The sequence below is a fragment of the Streptomyces sp. NPDC058470 genome (assembly GCF_042721055.1).
GTDB lineage: Bacteria > Actinomycetota > Actinomycetes > Streptomycetales > Streptomycetaceae > Streptomyces.
On the sequence record NZ_JBHXMF010000020.1, the window covers coordinates 116760 to 132972 of the forward strand.

At 70.0% G+C, this 16213-nt stretch carries 17 protein-coding genes; 8 read left to right on the top strand and 9 right to left on the bottom strand.

Annotated features, from left to right (window positions below):
• Positions 1 to 88: 88 nt before the first annotated feature.
• Positions 89 to 1603, top strand: coding sequence for a hypothetical protein (locus tag ACFWP7_RS17220; protein WP_384382265.1), 1515 nt, complete (start codon positions 89 to 91; stop codon positions 1601 to 1603).
• Positions 1604 to 1827: 224 nt separating this feature from the next.
• On the top strand, positions 1828 to 2571 hold the full coding sequence (locus ACFWP7_RS17225; protein ID WP_384382267.1) for a nuclease-related domain-containing protein: 744 nt from the start codon (positions 1828 to 1830) through the stop codon (positions 2569 to 2571).
• Between the two features lie 255 nt (positions 2572 to 2826).
• Here ACFWP7_RS17225 and ACFWP7_RS17230 read toward each other — a convergent pair whose 3' ends face one another.
• The 6 genes from ACFWP7_RS17230 to ACFWP7_RS17255 all read right to left on the bottom strand — a co-directional run bounded on the left by ACFWP7_RS17230 (position 2827) and on the right by ACFWP7_RS17255 (position 6186).
• Positions 2827 to 3306 carry a hypothetical protein gene (locus ACFWP7_RS17230; protein ID WP_384382269.1) on the bottom strand — a complete coding sequence of 160 codons (480 nt, stop codon included), beginning with the start codon at positions 3304 to 3306 and terminating at the stop codon, positions 2827 to 2829.
• A gap of 71 nt (positions 3307 to 3377) precedes the next feature.
• Positions 3378 to 3869: a hypothetical protein gene (locus ACFWP7_RS17235; protein WP_384382271.1), complete on the bottom strand. Its 492-nt coding sequence runs from the start codon at positions 3867 to 3869 to the stop codon at positions 3378 to 3380.
• A 150-nt stretch (positions 3870 to 4019) separates the two neighbouring features.
• The gene (locus ACFWP7_RS17240; RefSeq protein WP_384382273.1) at positions 4020 to 4226 is read right to left on the bottom strand and encodes a hypothetical protein; all 207 of its coding nucleotides are present in this window, start codon (positions 4224 to 4226) and stop codon (positions 4020 to 4022) included.
• A 65-nt stretch (positions 4227 to 4291) separates the two neighbouring features.
• On the bottom strand, positions 4292 to 4747 hold the full coding sequence (locus tag ACFWP7_RS17245; protein ID WP_384382275.1) for a hypothetical protein: 456 nt from the start codon (positions 4745 to 4747) through the stop codon (positions 4292 to 4294).
• A 355-nt stretch (positions 4748 to 5102) separates the two neighbouring features.
• Positions 5103 to 5663, bottom strand: a complete 561-nt coding sequence (locus ACFWP7_RS17250; RefSeq protein WP_384382277.1) for a hypothetical protein — start codon at positions 5661 to 5663, stop codon at positions 5103 to 5105.
• 34 nt (positions 5664 to 5697) lie between these two features.
• A complete protein-coding gene (locus tag ACFWP7_RS17255; protein ID WP_384382279.1) occupies positions 5698 to 6186 on the bottom strand; it encodes a hypothetical protein in 489 nt (162 codons plus the stop codon).
• Between the two features lie 312 nt (positions 6187 to 6498).
• On the opposite strand from ACFWP7_RS17255, the gene ACFWP7_RS17260 reads away from it, so the two are divergent.
• From ACFWP7_RS17260 to ACFWP7_RS17280, 5 genes are all read left to right on the top strand, one after another.
• Positions 6499 to 6777: an HU family DNA-binding protein gene (locus tag ACFWP7_RS17260; protein WP_384382281.1), complete on the top strand. Its 279-nt coding sequence runs from the start codon at positions 6499 to 6501 to the stop codon at positions 6775 to 6777.
• Positions 6778 to 6949: 172 nt separating this feature from the next.
• Positions 6950 to 7723 carry a hypothetical protein gene (locus tag ACFWP7_RS17265; protein ID WP_384382283.1) on the top strand — a complete coding sequence of 258 codons (774 nt, stop codon included), beginning with the start codon at positions 6950 to 6952 and terminating at the stop codon, positions 7721 to 7723.
• A gap of 37 nt (positions 7724 to 7760) precedes the next feature.
• Complete coding sequence (locus ACFWP7_RS17270) at positions 7761 to 9887, top strand: hypothetical protein (protein WP_384382285.1); 2127 nt, start codon at positions 7761 to 7763, stop codon at positions 9885 to 9887.
• A 10-nt stretch (positions 9888 to 9897) separates the two neighbouring features.
• The gene (locus ACFWP7_RS17275) at positions 9898 to 10500 is read left to right on the top strand and encodes a hypothetical protein (RefSeq protein ID WP_384382287.1); all 603 of its coding nucleotides are present in this window, start codon (positions 9898 to 9900) and stop codon (positions 10498 to 10500) included.
• Between the two features lie 76 nt (positions 10501 to 10576).
• Positions 10577 to 10990 (top strand): hypothetical protein, encoded by a 414-nt coding sequence (locus ACFWP7_RS17280; RefSeq protein ID WP_384382289.1) that lies wholly within the window; start codon positions 10577 to 10579, stop codon positions 10988 to 10990.
• A gap of 109 nt (positions 10991 to 11099) precedes the next feature.
• Here ACFWP7_RS17280 and ACFWP7_RS17285 read toward each other — a convergent pair whose 3' ends face one another.
• The 3 genes from ACFWP7_RS17285 to ACFWP7_RS17295 form a co-directional block, all read right to left on the bottom strand.
• On the bottom strand, positions 11100 to 11750 hold the full coding sequence (locus tag ACFWP7_RS17285; RefSeq protein WP_384382291.1) for a hypothetical protein: 651 nt from the start codon (positions 11748 to 11750) through the stop codon (positions 11100 to 11102).
• Between the two features lie 402 nt (positions 11751 to 12152).
• The gene (locus ACFWP7_RS17290) at positions 12153 to 12473 is read right to left on the bottom strand and encodes a hypothetical protein (protein WP_384382293.1); all 321 of its coding nucleotides are present in this window, start codon (positions 12471 to 12473) and stop codon (positions 12153 to 12155) included.
• 40 nt (positions 12474 to 12513) lie between these two features.
• Positions 12514 to 12903 (bottom strand): hypothetical protein, encoded by a 390-nt coding sequence (locus ACFWP7_RS17295; protein WP_384382295.1) that lies wholly within the window; start codon positions 12901 to 12903, stop codon positions 12514 to 12516.
• A 662-nt stretch (positions 12904 to 13565) separates the two neighbouring features.
• Here ACFWP7_RS17295 and ACFWP7_RS17300 point away from each other — a divergent pair.
• Entirely contained in the window at positions 13566 to 16178 is a 2613-nt protein-coding gene (locus ACFWP7_RS17300) for an MXAN_6230/SCO0854 family RING domain-containing protein (RefSeq protein WP_384382297.1), read from the top strand.
• The last annotated feature ends 35 nt before the right edge of the window (positions 16179 to 16213 follow it).

Sequence of the window (16213 nt, forward strand, 5' to 3'; positions counted from 1 at the left end):
CGCGCGAGGTGATTGGCCTGCCGCGATGTCCCCTCCATCGACGGTCGCAGAGCGTGGGACAGCCGACCGTGGACAAGGTGCGACACCGATGACGAACAAGAACCGACGCGAGATCGACCGCGCGGTCCGCCAGTACCAGCAGGGCCATCCCGGAACCTCCCTCTCGGATGCGCGCCGCGCCGTCGAGCGCAGTGCAGAACACCCCGGCCCGGCGCCCTCCCGCCTCCCGCACGTTGTGCTGCCGCGGGCCGGCGAGTCGCTCGTGGACTGGATCGACCGGCTGGCCGAGGCCAATGGAGCCCGCCGGCACCAGATGATGGAACGCCTCGGTCTGGAGCCTGGACGCTCAGCCAACGAGCGGCTCCGCGACCTGGCCCAGCACATGCCGGAGCACACCGCGCGCCAGCTGCACGCTGCCACCGGGATCGACACCGAACTGGCCCATGCGATGGCAGCTGTCCCTCCGAGGTCGAACCGGAGTGTCCCGGAAGGGCCGCTGACCGCGGACCAGGCGGCCGATCGCCTCCACCATCTGCTGGCCGAGGCACGCTCGAAAGCGGAAGGCGAAGGCATGCCGGCCTCATCCTCCTGGAACCTGCAGTTCATCGAGCCGCAGATCACGCGCCTCGGCGGAGCTGTTGCGCTGCGCACGGCAGCCAAGAAGGCCGCGCGCCGCCTGCGAATGAGCGTCCGTGTCACCGTCTACCGCCCCGAAGGACACCCGGAACAGCTCATCACGGTCAACAACCAGGGCCCGTACAAGACCGTCAAGCGCGAACCGGTAGACACCCAGGTGTCCGTTCCGTTCGAGATCGCCCCGTTGCACCGCCAGGGCCCGCAGTGTGACTGCGGCCGCGGGTACTGCCTCAGCGGCACCGACACCGGCTTCGGCCCGGAGCGATGGCCGGAGCAGATCTGGGACTCGATCCGGCCCGACACCGACCTGCGGACCCTGCCCGAGGAGTACCGCACCACCTTCGCCATCGACGTGCTGTTCGCGCAGCTCAAGCACCGCGACTTCCGTGACTCCATCCTGGACCTCACCCCGTTCCTCGAAGGAGCCGAGCTCGGCCCTCTCGCCGACGTGCAGGTGTACGCCACGAACGCCCGCGGCCACTACCGGGGTCGCTCCCACGGTGCCGTGTGTCAGCACGCCGACACCCGTGAGGGCCGCGGCTTCGGCCCCATGCCCTCGGAGCGCCACGAGATCCTCTCGCTGGCCGAGCTCGTCGAGACGTTGCGCCCCCTCCGCCACAGCCGTCAGCGCATGGGTCTGAGCAGCTTGGTCGGCCCCGGCGCCGCGCGACGCGACCGGGACCTTGAGGAGCGCTGGTGCACTTCCTGCGGCGGCTACTCGGTCCGCCGCTTCACCACCGTCGAGCAGTGCGCCCACTACCTCGCGGAGCACGAACGCTGGTCTGAGCGCATGGATCACGAACCGGACACCACGGCCGAGGACGAAGTCAACGAGGATGAAGAACGGGCCCAGGAACTGCTGAGCAAGATGTTCGGCGCTCTGGATTCTCCCGGCGTTCTCCGGATCTTCGATGCCCACGACCGTGCCATGGGGATCGTTCCCGACGACCCGCACGAACGCCCGTAACAACCTGCAGCCCGCCCGGCACCCGCAGTTCCCCGTGGTGCCGGGCGCCTGAGCGCGTCCCCGTGCGAGCGCACCACGGACGTGCTCAGGCATCGCCGCCGAACGCGCCGGACCACCTTCTCCGCGGTAGCCGGCCGAGGATCTCCCCGGACTCTGTCCACAGCCCGCCTCGCGCACCATCGCCGTCTCCACACCTGTGTGATCTTGAAGGAGACCGCATGCCCATGACGCGATCGAGGCGCCGCCCCGGCGCCGGAGCGAGCGCCCAGGCCATGGCCGACACCATCCGCGCGGCCGAACGCCGCAAGCAGCACCGCACCGCGGCCTGGGCGATCCCGCTTCTTGTGGCGCCGGTGGTGCTCGGCATCGGCTTCTTTGTCGCGGCCGTGACCAGTTGGCACGCAGGTCTCGCGGTCGCCGCGGTGACGGCGGTACTCGCCCTGCGCCGCATCTACCGGAGCAAGGGCAGCACCTGGGCCACCGGCGCCGCCGGCGAGCGGCGTACCCGCTGGATCCTTGCCCCACTCGTCTGGTGCGGACTCGGACGGTGGGCAGTCCTCCACGACCGCCAAATACCCCGGTCCCGCGCCAACCTCGACCACATCGTGCTGGGCAAGTGCGGCCCTGTCTATGTGGACACCAAGACATGGAAATCACGCAAGGCCAAGGTCCACCTGCGAAGCGGGAAGCTCTGGTACGGCAACCACCCCCAGAAGGACTCCCTCGACACCGTGTTGTGGGAGGCCAGCCGCGTCGCCGAAGTGCTCGGTCATCCAGTCCAGGCCGTCGTCGCCGTCCACTACGCCGCCGTTCCTCCTGGTGGGCTGATCAGCCAGGGGGTGACCATCATCCAGTCCAGCGAGCTCCGGCGATTCCTGCGGGCCCTGCCCAAGGAGCCCGGCTGGGACCGCAGGCGCATCGCCGCGGCCTACCGGCTCGCCGACACGCAGCTGCGGCCCGCAGGCTGACAGGCGCCGAGGGGGAGCGCTGCCGTTCTCGATGGCCATGCGGATGTCGACTCGCGTCCGCCACAGGTAATTCACGTGCATTGGGCATCAGTTGTGGCTACTGTGCCGTATGTGAGCCCCGGGTCGCAGTCACTGCGATCCCCCCGCACACTGTCCGGGGCACAGCTCGGTAGGCCCCGGTGTCCGCCTCTGCTCTCAGGAGTACGCGGCCCGGGGCACAGCCTTTTTCGCAGACAGTGGGCTCGGGGCACGCAGCTAGTCCGCGCTGACCACGGTGTACGTGATGGTCATCCGCACGAGTCGTACCTCGGCGTCGGGGTGGCGCCGCTGCCGATCACCCAGTCGCTCCTGGGCCAGGTCGTACTCGTCGTCGCGGTAGCTGAACCGGAACCGGCCGGCCGGGTGCCGGACTTCGACGATCCAGGCGTCTACGACAGGGGCGGCTTCAACTCCGGCGTCGGCTTGCACCCACGTCGTGATCGGTACGCGCGCGGGCACAACACGGGTGGCCACCACGCAGCGACCCCATCCGTGGTCCACGACGTCCTGATGCTCGGTGAGCGGCCTGTCGTAGTCGACGGCCCAGAAGGCGTCGGCGTGCTGGAAGATGCACCGCCGCGTCTCGGCCCAACGGCCGTTGGAGACATGGAGGTCGGCTACGGCGACGTGTTGCGGCAGGTCGTGCGGAACGCCGAGGGCGCGGATCTCCTCGATGGTGAAGGTACGGGTCTTCAACGATCTCCTCGCAGGGAGCGGGCGGTGGAACGCCTGGGGGCCGTGGTCTGTGGCCACGGCCCCCAGGGAGGTCACTTGAAGGTGTCGGCTTCGGCCAGCTGCGCGACGCGCTGGCCGAGCTCGGTGCGGAAGGCCCGGAACAAAGGTCCGTGTTCGCCGGTGCCTCCGTCGTCCGGCTGGACATCGCCGTGGTCGTCGCGGTACTCCGCGAGGCCCAGCCAGGCGAGTCCGTTCTTGGTAACCCAGTGGACCTTGCTGGTGAAGGCCCCGCTGGCGTCAACCCGGTCGGTCAGGTCGCGCCACTGGGCTGCACTGAGTGCAGCGCGGCGGCCGGCCAAGGTGATCCGCCAGGTCGTGTTGCCCGTGTAGACGAGCGCTTCGTCGTCGCTCAGCCGGTACCCGTCGGAGTCTTCGCGGTAGATGAACTTCGCATCGAGCATGGCCTTGAGCAGGCGGGAGGACACCTTCGACGGGAGGTGTCCGTCCGGATGGACCGATGCGGCCTTGAGATATTCGACTTCGCGCGTCGTGGCCTGGCGCTGCGCCTCGGGCTTGAGATGCAAGAAGCCTCCTTCGGCTGGAATGTATGGGCGTCACCGTCCGTAGACCTCGCGCGCAGGCCGGGCGACCAGCGCTGCGGCCCCCGGCTCAGCGGTGCGAGATGGAGGTGTGTGCGGCTGCCGCGGGCAGCCTCGACGGGAAGTGGCTCGGCGTCACAGCAGCGCAGACATGACGACGACGAACCCGCCGAAGCCGACGAAGAACGCGCCGAACCCCAGGAAGTCGGAGTCGATGCGCTTGTCGAGCTCGTGGAGTCCGCCCGCGGCGAGCAACATCGCGACGCCGATGATGAGCTGGAGCCACCAGGGGAGCTTGTCGACGCTGGAGAGATCGGCGTCGGAGGCAAGGTACGAAATCACGGGCGCTCAATTCTCTTTGGTCATGAAGCGGCTGAAGCGGCCGTCGCGTGTGTCCTGCTCGTGCGTCACGCCAGGTCGGGGTCGGTGCAGTGGACCGTCCTCGTGCGTCCCACGGCGTCGGTGACCGTCCACAAGGACTCGGTGATGTCCGTGTTGAGCTGCCGCCCACGGGCCTCCTCGGCCGCCTGCTGGGCGTCGTTGACGTCGTCGATCTCAATGCGCCAGGTCGCCACGAAGGCCTCGGGGGCGGTGGTGGGCGAGGGCACTTCTGGGAGGAGCACCAGGGCGCCGAGGTCGAGGGCGCTCTCCCATCCCGCGCGACGCAGGGTCTTGGCGAACGTGGTGTTCTGCTCCTCCTCCAGGTCCCAGGTGTCGGAGCTGAGCGGGTTGTAGCGAACGATGATGTGATCCGCCCCGGGATCGGGGCGGGCGATGAGGATCTCGGCCAGCTCGTGTCCAGCGCTGTCGAGCGCGGCGCGCACGGCGGAGAGGGCAGGGTCGGCCTGTGAGGGCGTAGGCATGAAGAGTCCGTTCTCCCAGTACCTGCTGGCGCGGCCTGGCAAGGCGGCGCGTTGTCGGGTCGATAGGGGGGCGACGGACCCGCCCGGGGGTTGGGCGGGTCCGCCGCAGGAAGCCGTCCGGCGGGCGTAGGGGAGCGCCGGACGGCGGGTTGGTGAGTGCACCGGGAAGGACTCTGGAGAGCCCCTCAACCCCTGTGACGCTAATAGCTTAACCCAGATCCGCGAGTGAATCAAGCTAATAGGGTCATGAGGGGGGAGGGTCCGGCCCACGCGCGTAACGGTCACGGTTGCGCGGGCGGCTCACGAGGCGGGGGTGCCCAGTTTGCGGTCGGCGGGGCGGCCGTTGCGGCCGGCTCTACGCCGGGGGAGTCTCGCGCGTCTCGTCTGCCCGTTCGTGCGGCGCGAGCGCGAGGGCGATGCGCAGGACCTCAGCGGCCGTGAAAACGCTCTCGTCGTCCAGTTCGAGCGCGACGTCGCCGCGGCCGAACGGCGAGCGGGTCGCAGACCCGCGCTCCTCTCCGCCGAGGCGGCAGATCACCACCTGCTCCTCACGGGGCAGGGCATCGAGCGCGGGCCACGGATCCTGCTCGCAGTCACAGGCGTGGTCGTGGAAACACTCCTCCTCCAGGTGCTTCCGGATCCGCTCGTAGGCCGCAGGACTGACGTGGATCTTCAGGGTGGCGCGCTCGCCCCGGGACTCCGGGATGATCACGGCCGTACCCAGGCCCGAGGTCATCACGGCGTTGGCCGTGCCGGGCATCCCGCTGTACTGGCGGATGTGACCCTGCGCGGCGTCGGCCAGCGTCGCCAGCGCCACCGTGCGGGCGGTGTCGATGGCGTGGCGGACACCGTCGAGCGCGGCGCGCAGGGCCATGGCCGAGGTCTCGGGCAGCACGTGAGGTTCAACGCGGTTCATCTCGCGCCTTTCTGGAGGGCCGCAGCGGGCGACGTCAGCGGACGTCCGCCAGAACCTGCCGGTCCTGGCGGAACCGCTGGATCATCGGAAGGCGGGCGCCGGACTGGAGGAGCGCCGGCAGTTTGGCGGGCGCGGGCTCGCCGTCGGCGATGCGGCGGGCGTAGCTGATCGCCTTCTGGAAGGCGGTGAGGTACGGGAGGAGGTCCTCGGCCGCACGTCGTCGCAGACGGCGGTCGCGGCGGCTCCTGGGCTCATCGATGTAGCGCTCACTGCGCTCGTAGATGCGCTCGAGCAGGAATCGGCCGCCCACCAGGGATGCCAGCGCCCGGTTGCCGGCGACCACGCTTCCCGTGCCGGACGCGCTCAGCGGCAGCACGTCGGCGGTGGCGCGGTCGACGGCGACGGCGATCGCCTTCCAGGCGTCGTCCTGCAGGAGTGCGTGGTTGGTGCCGCCCAGAAGGCTGGAGCGGCCCAGTCGGAACCGAAGCCGGGGCAGGAAAAGCGGTATGGCGGACGAGCTCATCGTCGAATTCCTCTCGGAAGGCGGCCGTCATCGGCAGCCGGGCGGAAGCGTCGGGATGCGGCGCCGGCGCGGAGGGCCGGGGCGACGCGCAAGAGAAAGCGCGAAAAACGATCACGACCCTGGAAAATTAAGTCATGTCCCAATCATGTGTCAACTTACTAGGGTCAACGTGTATGGTGAGGGAGATCCACGTCGGACAGAGGTGCCGCCCGCCCCCTCGGGTGCCGCGGTGCGCGACGGGGATTGTCACTGGGTGCTGGCAGCATGAAGGCGCAGCAGCCGAACAGGCAGAACGAACATGGAGACCCCTATATGAACCGCAGTGAGTTGGTGGCCGCACTGGCCGACCGCGCCGAGGTGACCCGCAAGGACGCCGACGCCGTGCTGGCCGCCTTCGCGGAGGTGACCGGCGAGGTCGTCGCCAAGGGCGAAGAGAAGGTCACCGTCCCCGGCTTCCTCACCTTCGAGCGCACCCACCGCGCCGCCCGCGAAGGCCGCAACCCCGCGACGCAGGAGACCATGACCATCCCGGCCGGCTACAGCGTGAAGGTCTCCGCGGGGTCGAAGCTCAAGGAAGCCGCCAAGGGGTAGCGATCCGGCGCGTGCGATGACTGGAGGGCCCGGTCGTCCGGCTCGCCGTGAAGTCGCCCGTGGGGCGGCCCGGGACCATCCCGGGCCGCCCCAAAATCTTGGGCCCGGAGCCATGGCATCGAACATAGGAAAACGAAGGTAAATATTGGGAAGTTCTGGTAAACTTTGGCGTATGGACGAGGCATTGGACGCGATCGAGCGCGAGATGGACCGGCTCCGGGCCGAGATCCGGTCCGCCGTCGAGGCGTCCGACGGCGAGAGGGTCGCGGAACTCCGCGCCCAGTTGCGCGCGGCACAGAACGGGTGGGATGCACTGCTCCCCGGAGCCTCCACCCCGACCGCGGCGCCTGTCCTGCGGCGGTCCATGAAATCCGCACGCGAGCAGGTGCTGGAGACCCTGACCCTGATCGGTGCCCCGGCGACGCAGAAGACCATCCGCAGCGTCCACCACGCCTTCTTCGGCACGACGCTCGCCACCTCAAGCCTGGTGACTCTGCGGCGGGACGAGGAGCGCAGCTTCCGCAGCCGCAGCAGCCCGCGCACCCACGTGTGTCCCGCGTTGGCCGCCGATACCTTGCGGCCCGTCCGGTCCGTGCTCGCCTCGTCCGACTGGCCCCTGCCCCAGCGGCTTCTCGCCTCCGGATCCAGCCGGGTCAACTACCTGACCATGGCCGTAAATCTGGCCGAGGCCGCAGAGCGCGCTGCCGGGGAGGCGCACGCAGACGCCGACGCGATCCGCGACCTGCTCCAGGGCCTCGCGCTCAACATCCCCGGCCTCAGCAGCGGGAAGCCCGTCACCGCCGCACGGATACGAACCGTCGCACAACGAGAGCTCGATCACCTGCTCCCCGCCGACCAGGACGCGCGCGACAGGGCGGCTCACGCCGCCGCCCAACTCGAATCCGCACAGCGCCTGTTCGGCGCTTCAGCACCGCAGAACACCTGATGACCACCGTAGAACGACCGGAAGGACAGGGCAGGCGATGACCGAGGTACGCCTTGCCGGGTGCGCCGGCTGCATCGGCAGCGACCGCCCTGGCTACGTCGTCGTATGGAACGTCGACAGCGGGAAGATGCTGTGGGATTGGAAGCGCTGCCCGGAACGGTGCACCCCTGAATCCCGGGCCGCCACGATCGCGCGTCACCAACAGCGCCGTGCCGAGGAGGCCGAGGCCGCCGCCCGCCAGGCCGACGCCGTACCCGCGTCGCCCACCCGGCCGGAACCCGCCCCCGAACCCGCCCGCGCTGAGCCCATGCGGCAGCAGCCAGTGCACCGCCCCGCCAGCCCCCGCCCGGCCGGCGGAGAGCGCGGACGCAGCCCCCAGGTCGCAGCACGGTCGGGCGGCCGCCGCACCCCGGCGCGCGACGCACCCGGCACCGCGCCAGTGACGAACAAGCCGCGCCGGTGGCCGGCCGTCGCACTCGATCACGACGGCGCAGACTGGAACCTGGACATCGAGCAGGTCCCGCCGCCGGCCGGAACGAAGGTCACTGACTGGTTCGCCTGGCTCGGCACCGGGCTGCCGCTGCGCATCGATCGCGTGCACGACGCGGGCCGCACGGGCGACGGAATGGTCTGCCTGTCGGCGACCGCGCTCAAGGCCCTGGGCCTGCCCGCGGCGTTCCCCACCACCGACAAGGCCCTGGCCGCCCTCACGACGAAGCTGACCAAGGCAGCGGCCAGCGTTGGAATGGAGCTCTCTCAGGAGATCGGCCCCATCTTCCACGCGTTTCGCCGCGCGGGCGCCGCGGGCGGCCCCAAGTCGTCCCTGCGCGTCGTGGTCACTCCGTGGCTCGGGCAGGGCAGCGAGAAGCAGCAGGTGACCGGCGCGATGCTGGCCCGGCTCGCCGCCACCCCCGCGGGCGACCCCGACGCGCTGACCCTCGCCCGCCGCATCCGCACCTACGTCAGCGACCTCGGCGTCGCACCCGGCATCACCCCGGCCACCACCAGCAAGCTGCTCCTGGACGGGGTCCGTCCCCGCAATGAGCCGTACCAGGACGAGCAGGGGGAGTGGCACTCCCGGCTCCGCGACGGGGCGCTGCCCTCCGGTGACACCGTCGTCCCGCCCGCGGCCGGTGCTCGGCACCCCCTCACCCGCGAGCTGGTGGAGCGCGGCGAAGTCCTGTGCGAGGAAGAGGACTTCAAGTGGTGGTCCCGGCCACTCACGGAAGCCGAGGCGGCCATGCCGTACGCCGTCGCCTGCGACGTGTGCGCCTCCTACCTGTCGGTGACCATGTCGCTGCGGCTGCCCGTCGGCCCGCTGGAACACCGCACCAACCCGCCGTGGGACACCAAGTCGGCTCCCGCCGGGCTGTGGTGGTGCGACTTCACCGCCGTCCAGGTGGACACGGAGCTGCCACACCCGGCCACCTTCCACGGCAAACCCCCCACCGGACCCGGCTGGTACGCCACCCCGACCGTCGCCTACATGGTCACCGAGTTCGGCTTCGACCCCACCACCATCACCGAGGCGTATCTGTCCCCCCTGACGGTGCCGTTCCTCAAGGAGTGGACGGTCCGCCTGCGCGAGGCGTACAAGCGCGTCTACGCGCTGCTCGGACTCCAGGACGGGCAGGAGCCGGAAGAGTTCCTTGCCGCCTACGCCCGCCACAAGGACCTCGACCCGCAGGACGTCGAGCGCACCGACGCCCTGGTGCTGGCCGGCCTCTACAAGGAGGTCTACAAGGGCGGCATCGGGAAGTGGACCGAGGGAGCAGCGCACCTCGACGACGAGACGTGGCTGAAGGACATCGTGGCCAACTGGTCCTATCGGCCCGAAGTCCGCTTCCACATCATTTCGGCCGCCCGCATCGCCAACCACCGCCGCATGCGCAAGACGTACAAGAAGACCGGGCGCGCCCCGTTCGCCATCAACGTCGACTCCTACCTGTACGCGACCGAGCACCCGTCGCCGCTTGAACTGCTCACCCCGCCGGAGAACGGCAAGCCCGTCCTCGGCGTCCTTCGCCTGGGCATCGGCCCCGGCCAGTTCAAGCACGAGTCGAGCATCCCGATGGACCAGGTCCTGGAGCTCATGAACACGGACGAGCACCCCTCGCGCCTCACCCACGACTACAGCACCGACGGCACCGCCGTAGCGGCGTAAGGAACGTCCTGTGAGAAGGAACCAAGCAGAGGTCGCCAAGCAGACCGAGCTGACCGAGATGTACTCCCGGGTCAACCAGCTCTTCTACACGTCCAAGCACGCACCTGTACGCACCACCACCCAGACCGAGCACGTCCTTGAGCGGCTCTACGGAGGCCAGACAGCGGCGATGGCCGCCGCCTACAACATGTCGCCGCGCACCATCCGGCGGTGGCTCGACGGCAGCCGCACGCCTCAAGGCGCGAACGCCGCGCGGCTCCTCCGCGACGCCACGGCCGCGCAGACAACCAAGCGCGGGCGGGAGCGGCGTGCCCAGCAGGCAGAACAGCACCGGGGTGACGTCCTGGTGCCACGGGTGAACAGCTTCACCGTCCGCGGCTCAGATGCGGTGAGGCCGCGGGACATCTCCATCAGCCTCAGCGGCCGGCAACTTGCCGCCCTGGCGCTGGCGGAGAACGAGAGCCAGGTCGACGACGTCATCCAGGAAGGGATCGCCGCGTATTTCAACGGCGGCGCAGCGGGCAATTTCGGCCCAGGGGACTTCGGGTACGACGCGGGTTCCCTCGTCTTCAACGTGCCGCTGATGACCGGCGCCGGCCGGAACGCTGAGTGAGCGAGACCATGGAGACCGGCCTCCTGACGGGCGCCGGCCGGGGCCGGTGTCGGTGCCTACGGGCACACTGGACGCCATGGTGACATCGGCCCAGCCGGAGCCCGCACGAGTCCTTCCCGCGCTGCCGGACCACGACCACGAGGCCGGCGAGATCCACTGGGACCGATGGGAGCCGGCCCTCGACGCCTCGCACATCGACCCGCGCTGCCCCACCTGCGCCTTCCCCGGCCCGCTGTCGACCGCCTTCGGCCAGACCTGGTACACGCCCGAACCCACCACGGTCCGCGTTAAGCGGTCGCGCCCCGGCCAGCCGTCCGAATGGGTCCAGGTGCGGGGCAAGCCGTACTGGTGCAAGACCCACTACGCGGTGCGCTGTCCGCAGTGCGACGAGATGAGGGTCTACCGGCGCAGCGGGTGGGTTGAGATCTACTACCGTCCACCCACCACCGAGCGAGCTGTTCCGCAGACGGACGACAACGTCCTTTTCTAGACACAGGCTCCGAAGCAGAAGCCCACGTCACCGAGCCGCATTCCCGCCCAAGTCGCCCCCGACGGGGGGCCGGAGCGGTACGTATTCCACCACCCTGACAGGGGCACCGTCAGGAAGGGTCCTCGTTGGCATCGAGGTTCGGGAAGTGCGTCGCGGTGAGCAACTCCGCCGCGGTGATGCCCCGCTCGATCCCGGCCCGGTAGATGACTCCGACGGTGGTGACCTTCGCCGCGAGCCGCTCGTACTCCGCCAATGGATCGGGAAGGCCCGCCAGTTCAGCCGCTGCGGGCGCAGATGCCGGCGGCACCATGTCCGGGTACAGGTCGCGCCACCTTCGGATCTTTCGGATGGACTCGACCGAGGTGTGCCAGCACGCGGCCAGTACCTGCTCGGCGAGTTCGCTGGGCAGACGCATCGGAACGCTCTCCGGGAACCCGCCGGTGCGCGATCCTGGCCACCGGCCGCCGAGAGCCCGCGCCTCCGAAGGCACCGCGGGCCACTCCTTGGACCACCCCCGCTCCTCAAGCTCCTGCCCGATGCCACTGGCGGTGAGGGTGTCGATCGTGTCGAGCAACTGAGCAGTCCCGCGGAGGCGTTCCACCTCCAGCCGCCACCGGTCGCGCACTGCGGCAGCGCCCTCGCGCGACAGACCTCGCGTCTGCCAGGAGGAATGCGACGACAAGATGATGCGGCGCCGCTTCTCCATCCCCAGGGCGTCCGTCATCCGGGCCCGCGTGCCCGCGACCACCCAAGCCGTCACCGCCGTCGTTCCTTGCGCCACCAACGCCACCCACCGACCTCGTACTTTGCAAAGGACAGTTGGTCAGGCTAGTCGCGCACCAGAGCGTCGGCGTCGTCGGCACGTGCGGGACTGTTCGGAAGCGTCCGACCGGACAGCGCCGGACACGCGCCGCCGGCCCAGGGCCACCGCGAAGCCGCGGCCTCGTCATCCGACCAGACCACCCGCGGGGCGACTCGCTGGGCACGCCCGTAGATACCACCACTCCCCAGCCCAGCCCGGGGGCCGTCGGTGCGAGTTCGGTGTCACGCCGGGTGTCACGGTCACTGTCACGCAGTCAGGCGTGACACCCGGCCACCTGCGCAAATGCGCAGCCAGAAGGCACGCGTGCTGCCGTGACGCCAGTTGGGGCGCGACCGGGGGCTAACTGCTCAAGAGCATGTGGCGGGCGTCGAGAGCCCGGCTCAGCAGGGCCGCCTCACCGGCGTCGACCGGCATCGGTCCGCTGGCGTGGATGGCAGGCGGCATGGTGATCCGCACTTCACCGTCCCCGAAGCTGGCGGCCAGGTCGGCGATCTGGTTGTCGGTCAGGGAGTGGCGGACGAAGACGTCCACGCCGCTGAGGGAGACGAGGAAGGTCAGCAGGGTGGCGAAGCGCACCTCGATGATGTTGCCGCTGAACATGGCTTCGGCCAGCTCCTCGGTCGTGCGCTGGGTGTCGCTCAGGTCGTCGGTCGAGGGCATGGAACTCCAGTTCTCTCGGGGCAGAAGTCGGGCAGAGCGATCAGGTCTGCGTGTCGGCAGGGGCGTAGGGGCCGCGGAACCGCACCGGGATCTCGCTGGGCGGGGTGCTGGGGTGGGGCGCGTCGGCGGGGCCGCGCTCCGAGTGGCTCCAGTAGTGCAGGGCGAGGACGTCGACGGAGGCGTCGCGCTCCTCACGGGTGGCCCAGGCCTCGACGCTCACATCGCCCTCCGTGTAGACGGCGAAGGCGTAGCACAGCTCGAAGGGCGAGTCGTAGAGGGCAACCGCCTGGTACGGCCAGTTGCCCAGGTCCCAGCCTTCGGTGCCCCAGTCCCGGATACCGGTCCATCCCCAGGGCGCGAGGTGGGCCAGCCAGTCGTCGGCGTCACCCCCGTCGTGGAAGTCCTCCGGGAGGAACGGCAGGAGCTCCACGGGAACAGGACCAGAGACGAAAGGGCGGTCACTGGAGGGGCGGGGAGCGGCAGTCACGGGAGCCTTCCTGGTCGGAAACGAGACCGAATCAACACTTCTAATGTACGCACATGGTAGTTATATGTCAAATTAAAAGGGTCATCATTGAGGGGTGACGGTTCCGCGAGTTCGTTGTGACCCTGGAAACTTGACGACTACCCCTGACGGGGGTACTGTGATACTCGTTGAAGCGGTTGCTCCGGCCCGCGACGGCCGACCCGTAACTCTGCGGGACGGCTGTCCACCTGGAGCGGGAGGGGTTCGGTACCTCTCCGGCCGCGAAAACCCCGTGCAGCGGCAATCTTGCGATTGGTAGTGTCCCGGCTGCGGGGCGGCTCCGATACGTGCTTCCTTCTCTCTCTTTGGAAAAGACTCAGCGCGATCACTTCCCGCCCCGCATCCGAGAGCTTCAGCCCGCCGCGCCCGATGCACGAGCAACCGGCGCCCGGCTTACGCCCGTTGACCAAGAACAGGTTGAAACTTTCGACGACGCCGAGCGGTTCTCAGGGCCCTTCCTCCCACCGGGACGGACACGGGCCCGAACGCTGCGGCTCATGAAGACGATGCCCTGCACGACAGGGCCCTGCAGGCCCGGCGAGCGCCGGGGCAGGGGGAGGACGGCAATGACAACCACGACCATCACGACCACCACCGGAGCCCGCCGCGGCCTGGCCGCAGTGCTCCTTTCCCGTCGTGGATCCGTCTACCTGAACTCCCCGTCGCCCGCGGCGCACGCCTCGACGGCGACCGTAGACTCCCTCGTCGGCATCAACCTGCTGGAAGCCGACCTCCTCGAGCGCGGCTTCCTCCTGTCGGCAGACCTGCGCCAGAACCTCACCGGCCGCACCGAAGCCCAGCTCGTCACCGCCGGGCGCGACCTGCTGGCCGACATCGACGCAGCCCTCGGAGCAGACCGCGACCACACGCCGCTCTTCCGTCGCTTCCCGGACAGCACCCCGGCCGACACCCTCGCCTTCTACGTCGACCGGGTACTTACCGTGCTCCTCCAGAAGGCCGAGCAGCCGTGCGTGCTGTGCGGCTCGAACGACACCGTGCACCCGGTCGCCCCGTGCGCCCACCTGGTCTGCACGTCCTGCTTCGACGGCGCCGACTTCTCGGCCTGCCCGATCTGCCACCGCCGCATCGACGTAGACGACCCGTTCCTGCGCCCGCAGGACCACCGGCCCACCGCCGGCACCCGGCGCGCGCTGCCCGACCGGCTGCGGGTCCTCACCTACGGGGGCGCCCTCACGGACCGCACCGCGGACGCCAAGACCGAACTGACTGGACTGCTGACGCGCACCAGCGCGCTCAGCCCGCAGGACACCGACGACCTGTCGACCCTCCTCGACGCGGCCGGCGACCGCAGCGACCTCGCGTGGCTCCCGGAGTCCATCCCCGGACGCGCGACCAAGGCCCTCGTCCTGGCCTGGCTCCTCGACGAGCCGGACCACCACCAGGTCGTACTCCCGGCCGTCATCTCCCGCATCACCACGGCCACCGACGTGCTGCGCCTCGCGGCCGTCCGCTCCGGCGGCGACGCCGGACTCCTCACCCCGACCCGCTTCACCGCCCTCTCGCGCCCGCTGCGCCGCGCCATGCTGCAGGCCCTCGACGGCCTCGACGTGACCCTGGCCGCGGAGGACATGCGCCGCCACGAGCAGGCATGGAAGCACCTGGCAGAGCGCCTGCACCCCTTCGAGCACGCCACCCGCTACCCGAACGCGGCCCTCACCTTCGCCGCGCTGCGCAAGACCACGCTCACCGACGACGCCCTCTCCCACACCCTGCGGACGACGGCGCGCCGCGTGCCGACCGCCAGCACCAACCGGCCGAAGGTCGCCCTCGCGCTCTGGTCCACCCAGGTCGAGACGGCCCTCGCCGAAGCCGACGTACCCCGCGCCCTGCCGCTGTTGGCGCAGCGTCCCGGCGAGCTGCTGCGCCGCCTCGACCACATGCTGCGCCTGACGGGCAGCGACCACGCTGCGCGTGTCCTGGACGCACTGGAGCAGGCGGTTCCCCTGGTCGCCCCGGGAGTGATCCTCTCGGCGCTCGGCGAGATCCGCACCCGGACCCGCAAGGGTGCCGAGCGGGTCTTCTTCCCCAAGGGCGGCAACGCGAAGGCCCACATCGTCGCGGACCAGCGGGCTCCGCTGGCGGGCACGGTCGTCGACCGGGCCGTGGCCATCCTGACCGGTGAGATCCTGCGCCGCGCGGGCCATCTCGCTCCGGTGGAGACCGCAGTTCTCGACGCAGGGCTGGACGGACTGATGGTCCCGTTCGCCGAGCGGACCGCCTCGCGCGCCCTGGTCACCCTGCCGCGCGGCAGCGAGCTGGCCCTGCCCGACGGCCGCACGGTCCGCCTCTTCCTCCACTGGATGGAGAGCGCCGCCTCCGGCCGCACCGACCTGGACCTGTCGGCGGCGATGTTCAACGACTCCTGGGAGCACGTCGGCACCTGCGACTACACCCGGCTCCGCTTCGCGGGGACGGCCGCCGTGCACTCAGGCGACCTGACCAGTGCCCCGGCGCCGCAGGGCGCCAGCGAGTTCGTCGACCTCGACCTTGACCAGCTGGCCGCCGCAGGCGTCCGCTACCTGGTGGCCGTGGTCTTCTCGTTCAACAACGTCGCCTTCGACGACCTGGCCGACGCCTTCGCAGGATTCATGGCCCGTGACGAGGAAGGCAACACCGGAGCGGTCTTCGACCCGCGCCAGGTCGAGCAGCGCTTCGACCTGACCGGCCAGTCCCGCGCGAGCGTTCCCCTGCTGATCGACGTGAAGGGACGGACCATGCGGTGGCTCGACGTCGTCAAGGGCGTCACCGGCACCAACCATGCCGTCCACCGGCACGCGAATGACCTCGCCACCCTCGGCGAGGGCCTGACCGGCCTGTTCACCTCCGGCGCCCGCGTCGGACTTGGCGAGCTGGCCACCTGGCAGGCGGCAGGCCGTGCCCGCACCGTCGTCGTCCGCCACCTGGACGGCTCCACCACCACCTACCGGCGCCGCCCGCAGGAGACCAGCGAGACCTTCGCCACCCGCATCGGCACCCCGAACGCCGACGACGCCCTCGACCTGGACGCCACCGACGTACACCTCGCGTACCTGGTGCGCGGCGACCTGGCCCTGGCCGACGGCGGTGAGGCGTACGCGCTCTACCCGGCAGGTCTTGATGCCCGGAACGTGCGCCTGCTGGGCGCTTCCGATCTCGTCGCCACGCTGTCCCCGCTGTAGGCGTCAACCCCGCCGCTGTACACAGGCCCTTGGGG

Coding starts and splice junctions, on each gene's coding strand:
- ACFWP7_RS17265 (WP_384382283.1), top strand. CDS start 6,950: ATGGACGAGGCATTGGACGCGATCGAGCGCGAGATGGACCGGCTCCGG.
- ACFWP7_RS17300 (WP_384382297.1), top strand. CDS start 13,566: ATGACAACCACGACCATCACGACCACCACCGGAGCCCGCCGCGGCCTG.
- ACFWP7_RS17280 (WP_384382289.1), top strand. CDS start 10,577: ATGGTGACATCGGCCCAGCCGGAGCCCGCACGAGTCCTTCCCGCGCTG.
- ACFWP7_RS17255 (WP_384382279.1), bottom strand. CDS start 6,186: ATGAGCTCGTCCGCCATACCGCTTTTCCTGCCCCGGCTTCGGTTCCGA.
- ACFWP7_RS17245 (WP_384382275.1), bottom strand. CDS start 4,747: ATGCCTACGCCCTCACAGGCCGACCCTGCCCTCTCCGCCGTGCGCGCC.
- ACFWP7_RS17290 (WP_384382293.1), bottom strand. CDS start 12,473: ATGCCCTCGACCGACGACCTGAGCGACACCCAGCGCACGACCGAGGAG.
- ACFWP7_RS17225 (WP_384382267.1), top strand. CDS start 1,828: ATGACGCGATCGAGGCGCCGCCCCGGCGCCGGAGCGAGCGCCCAGGCC.
- ACFWP7_RS17250 (WP_384382277.1), bottom strand. CDS start 5,663: ATGAACCGCGTTGAACCTCACGTGCTGCCCGAGACCTCGGCCATGGCC.
- ACFWP7_RS17260 (WP_384382281.1), top strand. CDS start 6,499: ATGAACCGCAGTGAGTTGGTGGCCGCACTGGCCGACCGCGCCGAGGTG.
- ACFWP7_RS17220 (WP_384382265.1), top strand. CDS start 89: ATGACGAACAAGAACCGACGCGAGATCGACCGCGCGGTCCGCCAGTAC.
- ACFWP7_RS17270 (WP_384382285.1), top strand. CDS start 7,761: ATGACCGAGGTACGCCTTGCCGGGTGCGCCGGCTGCATCGGCAGCGAC.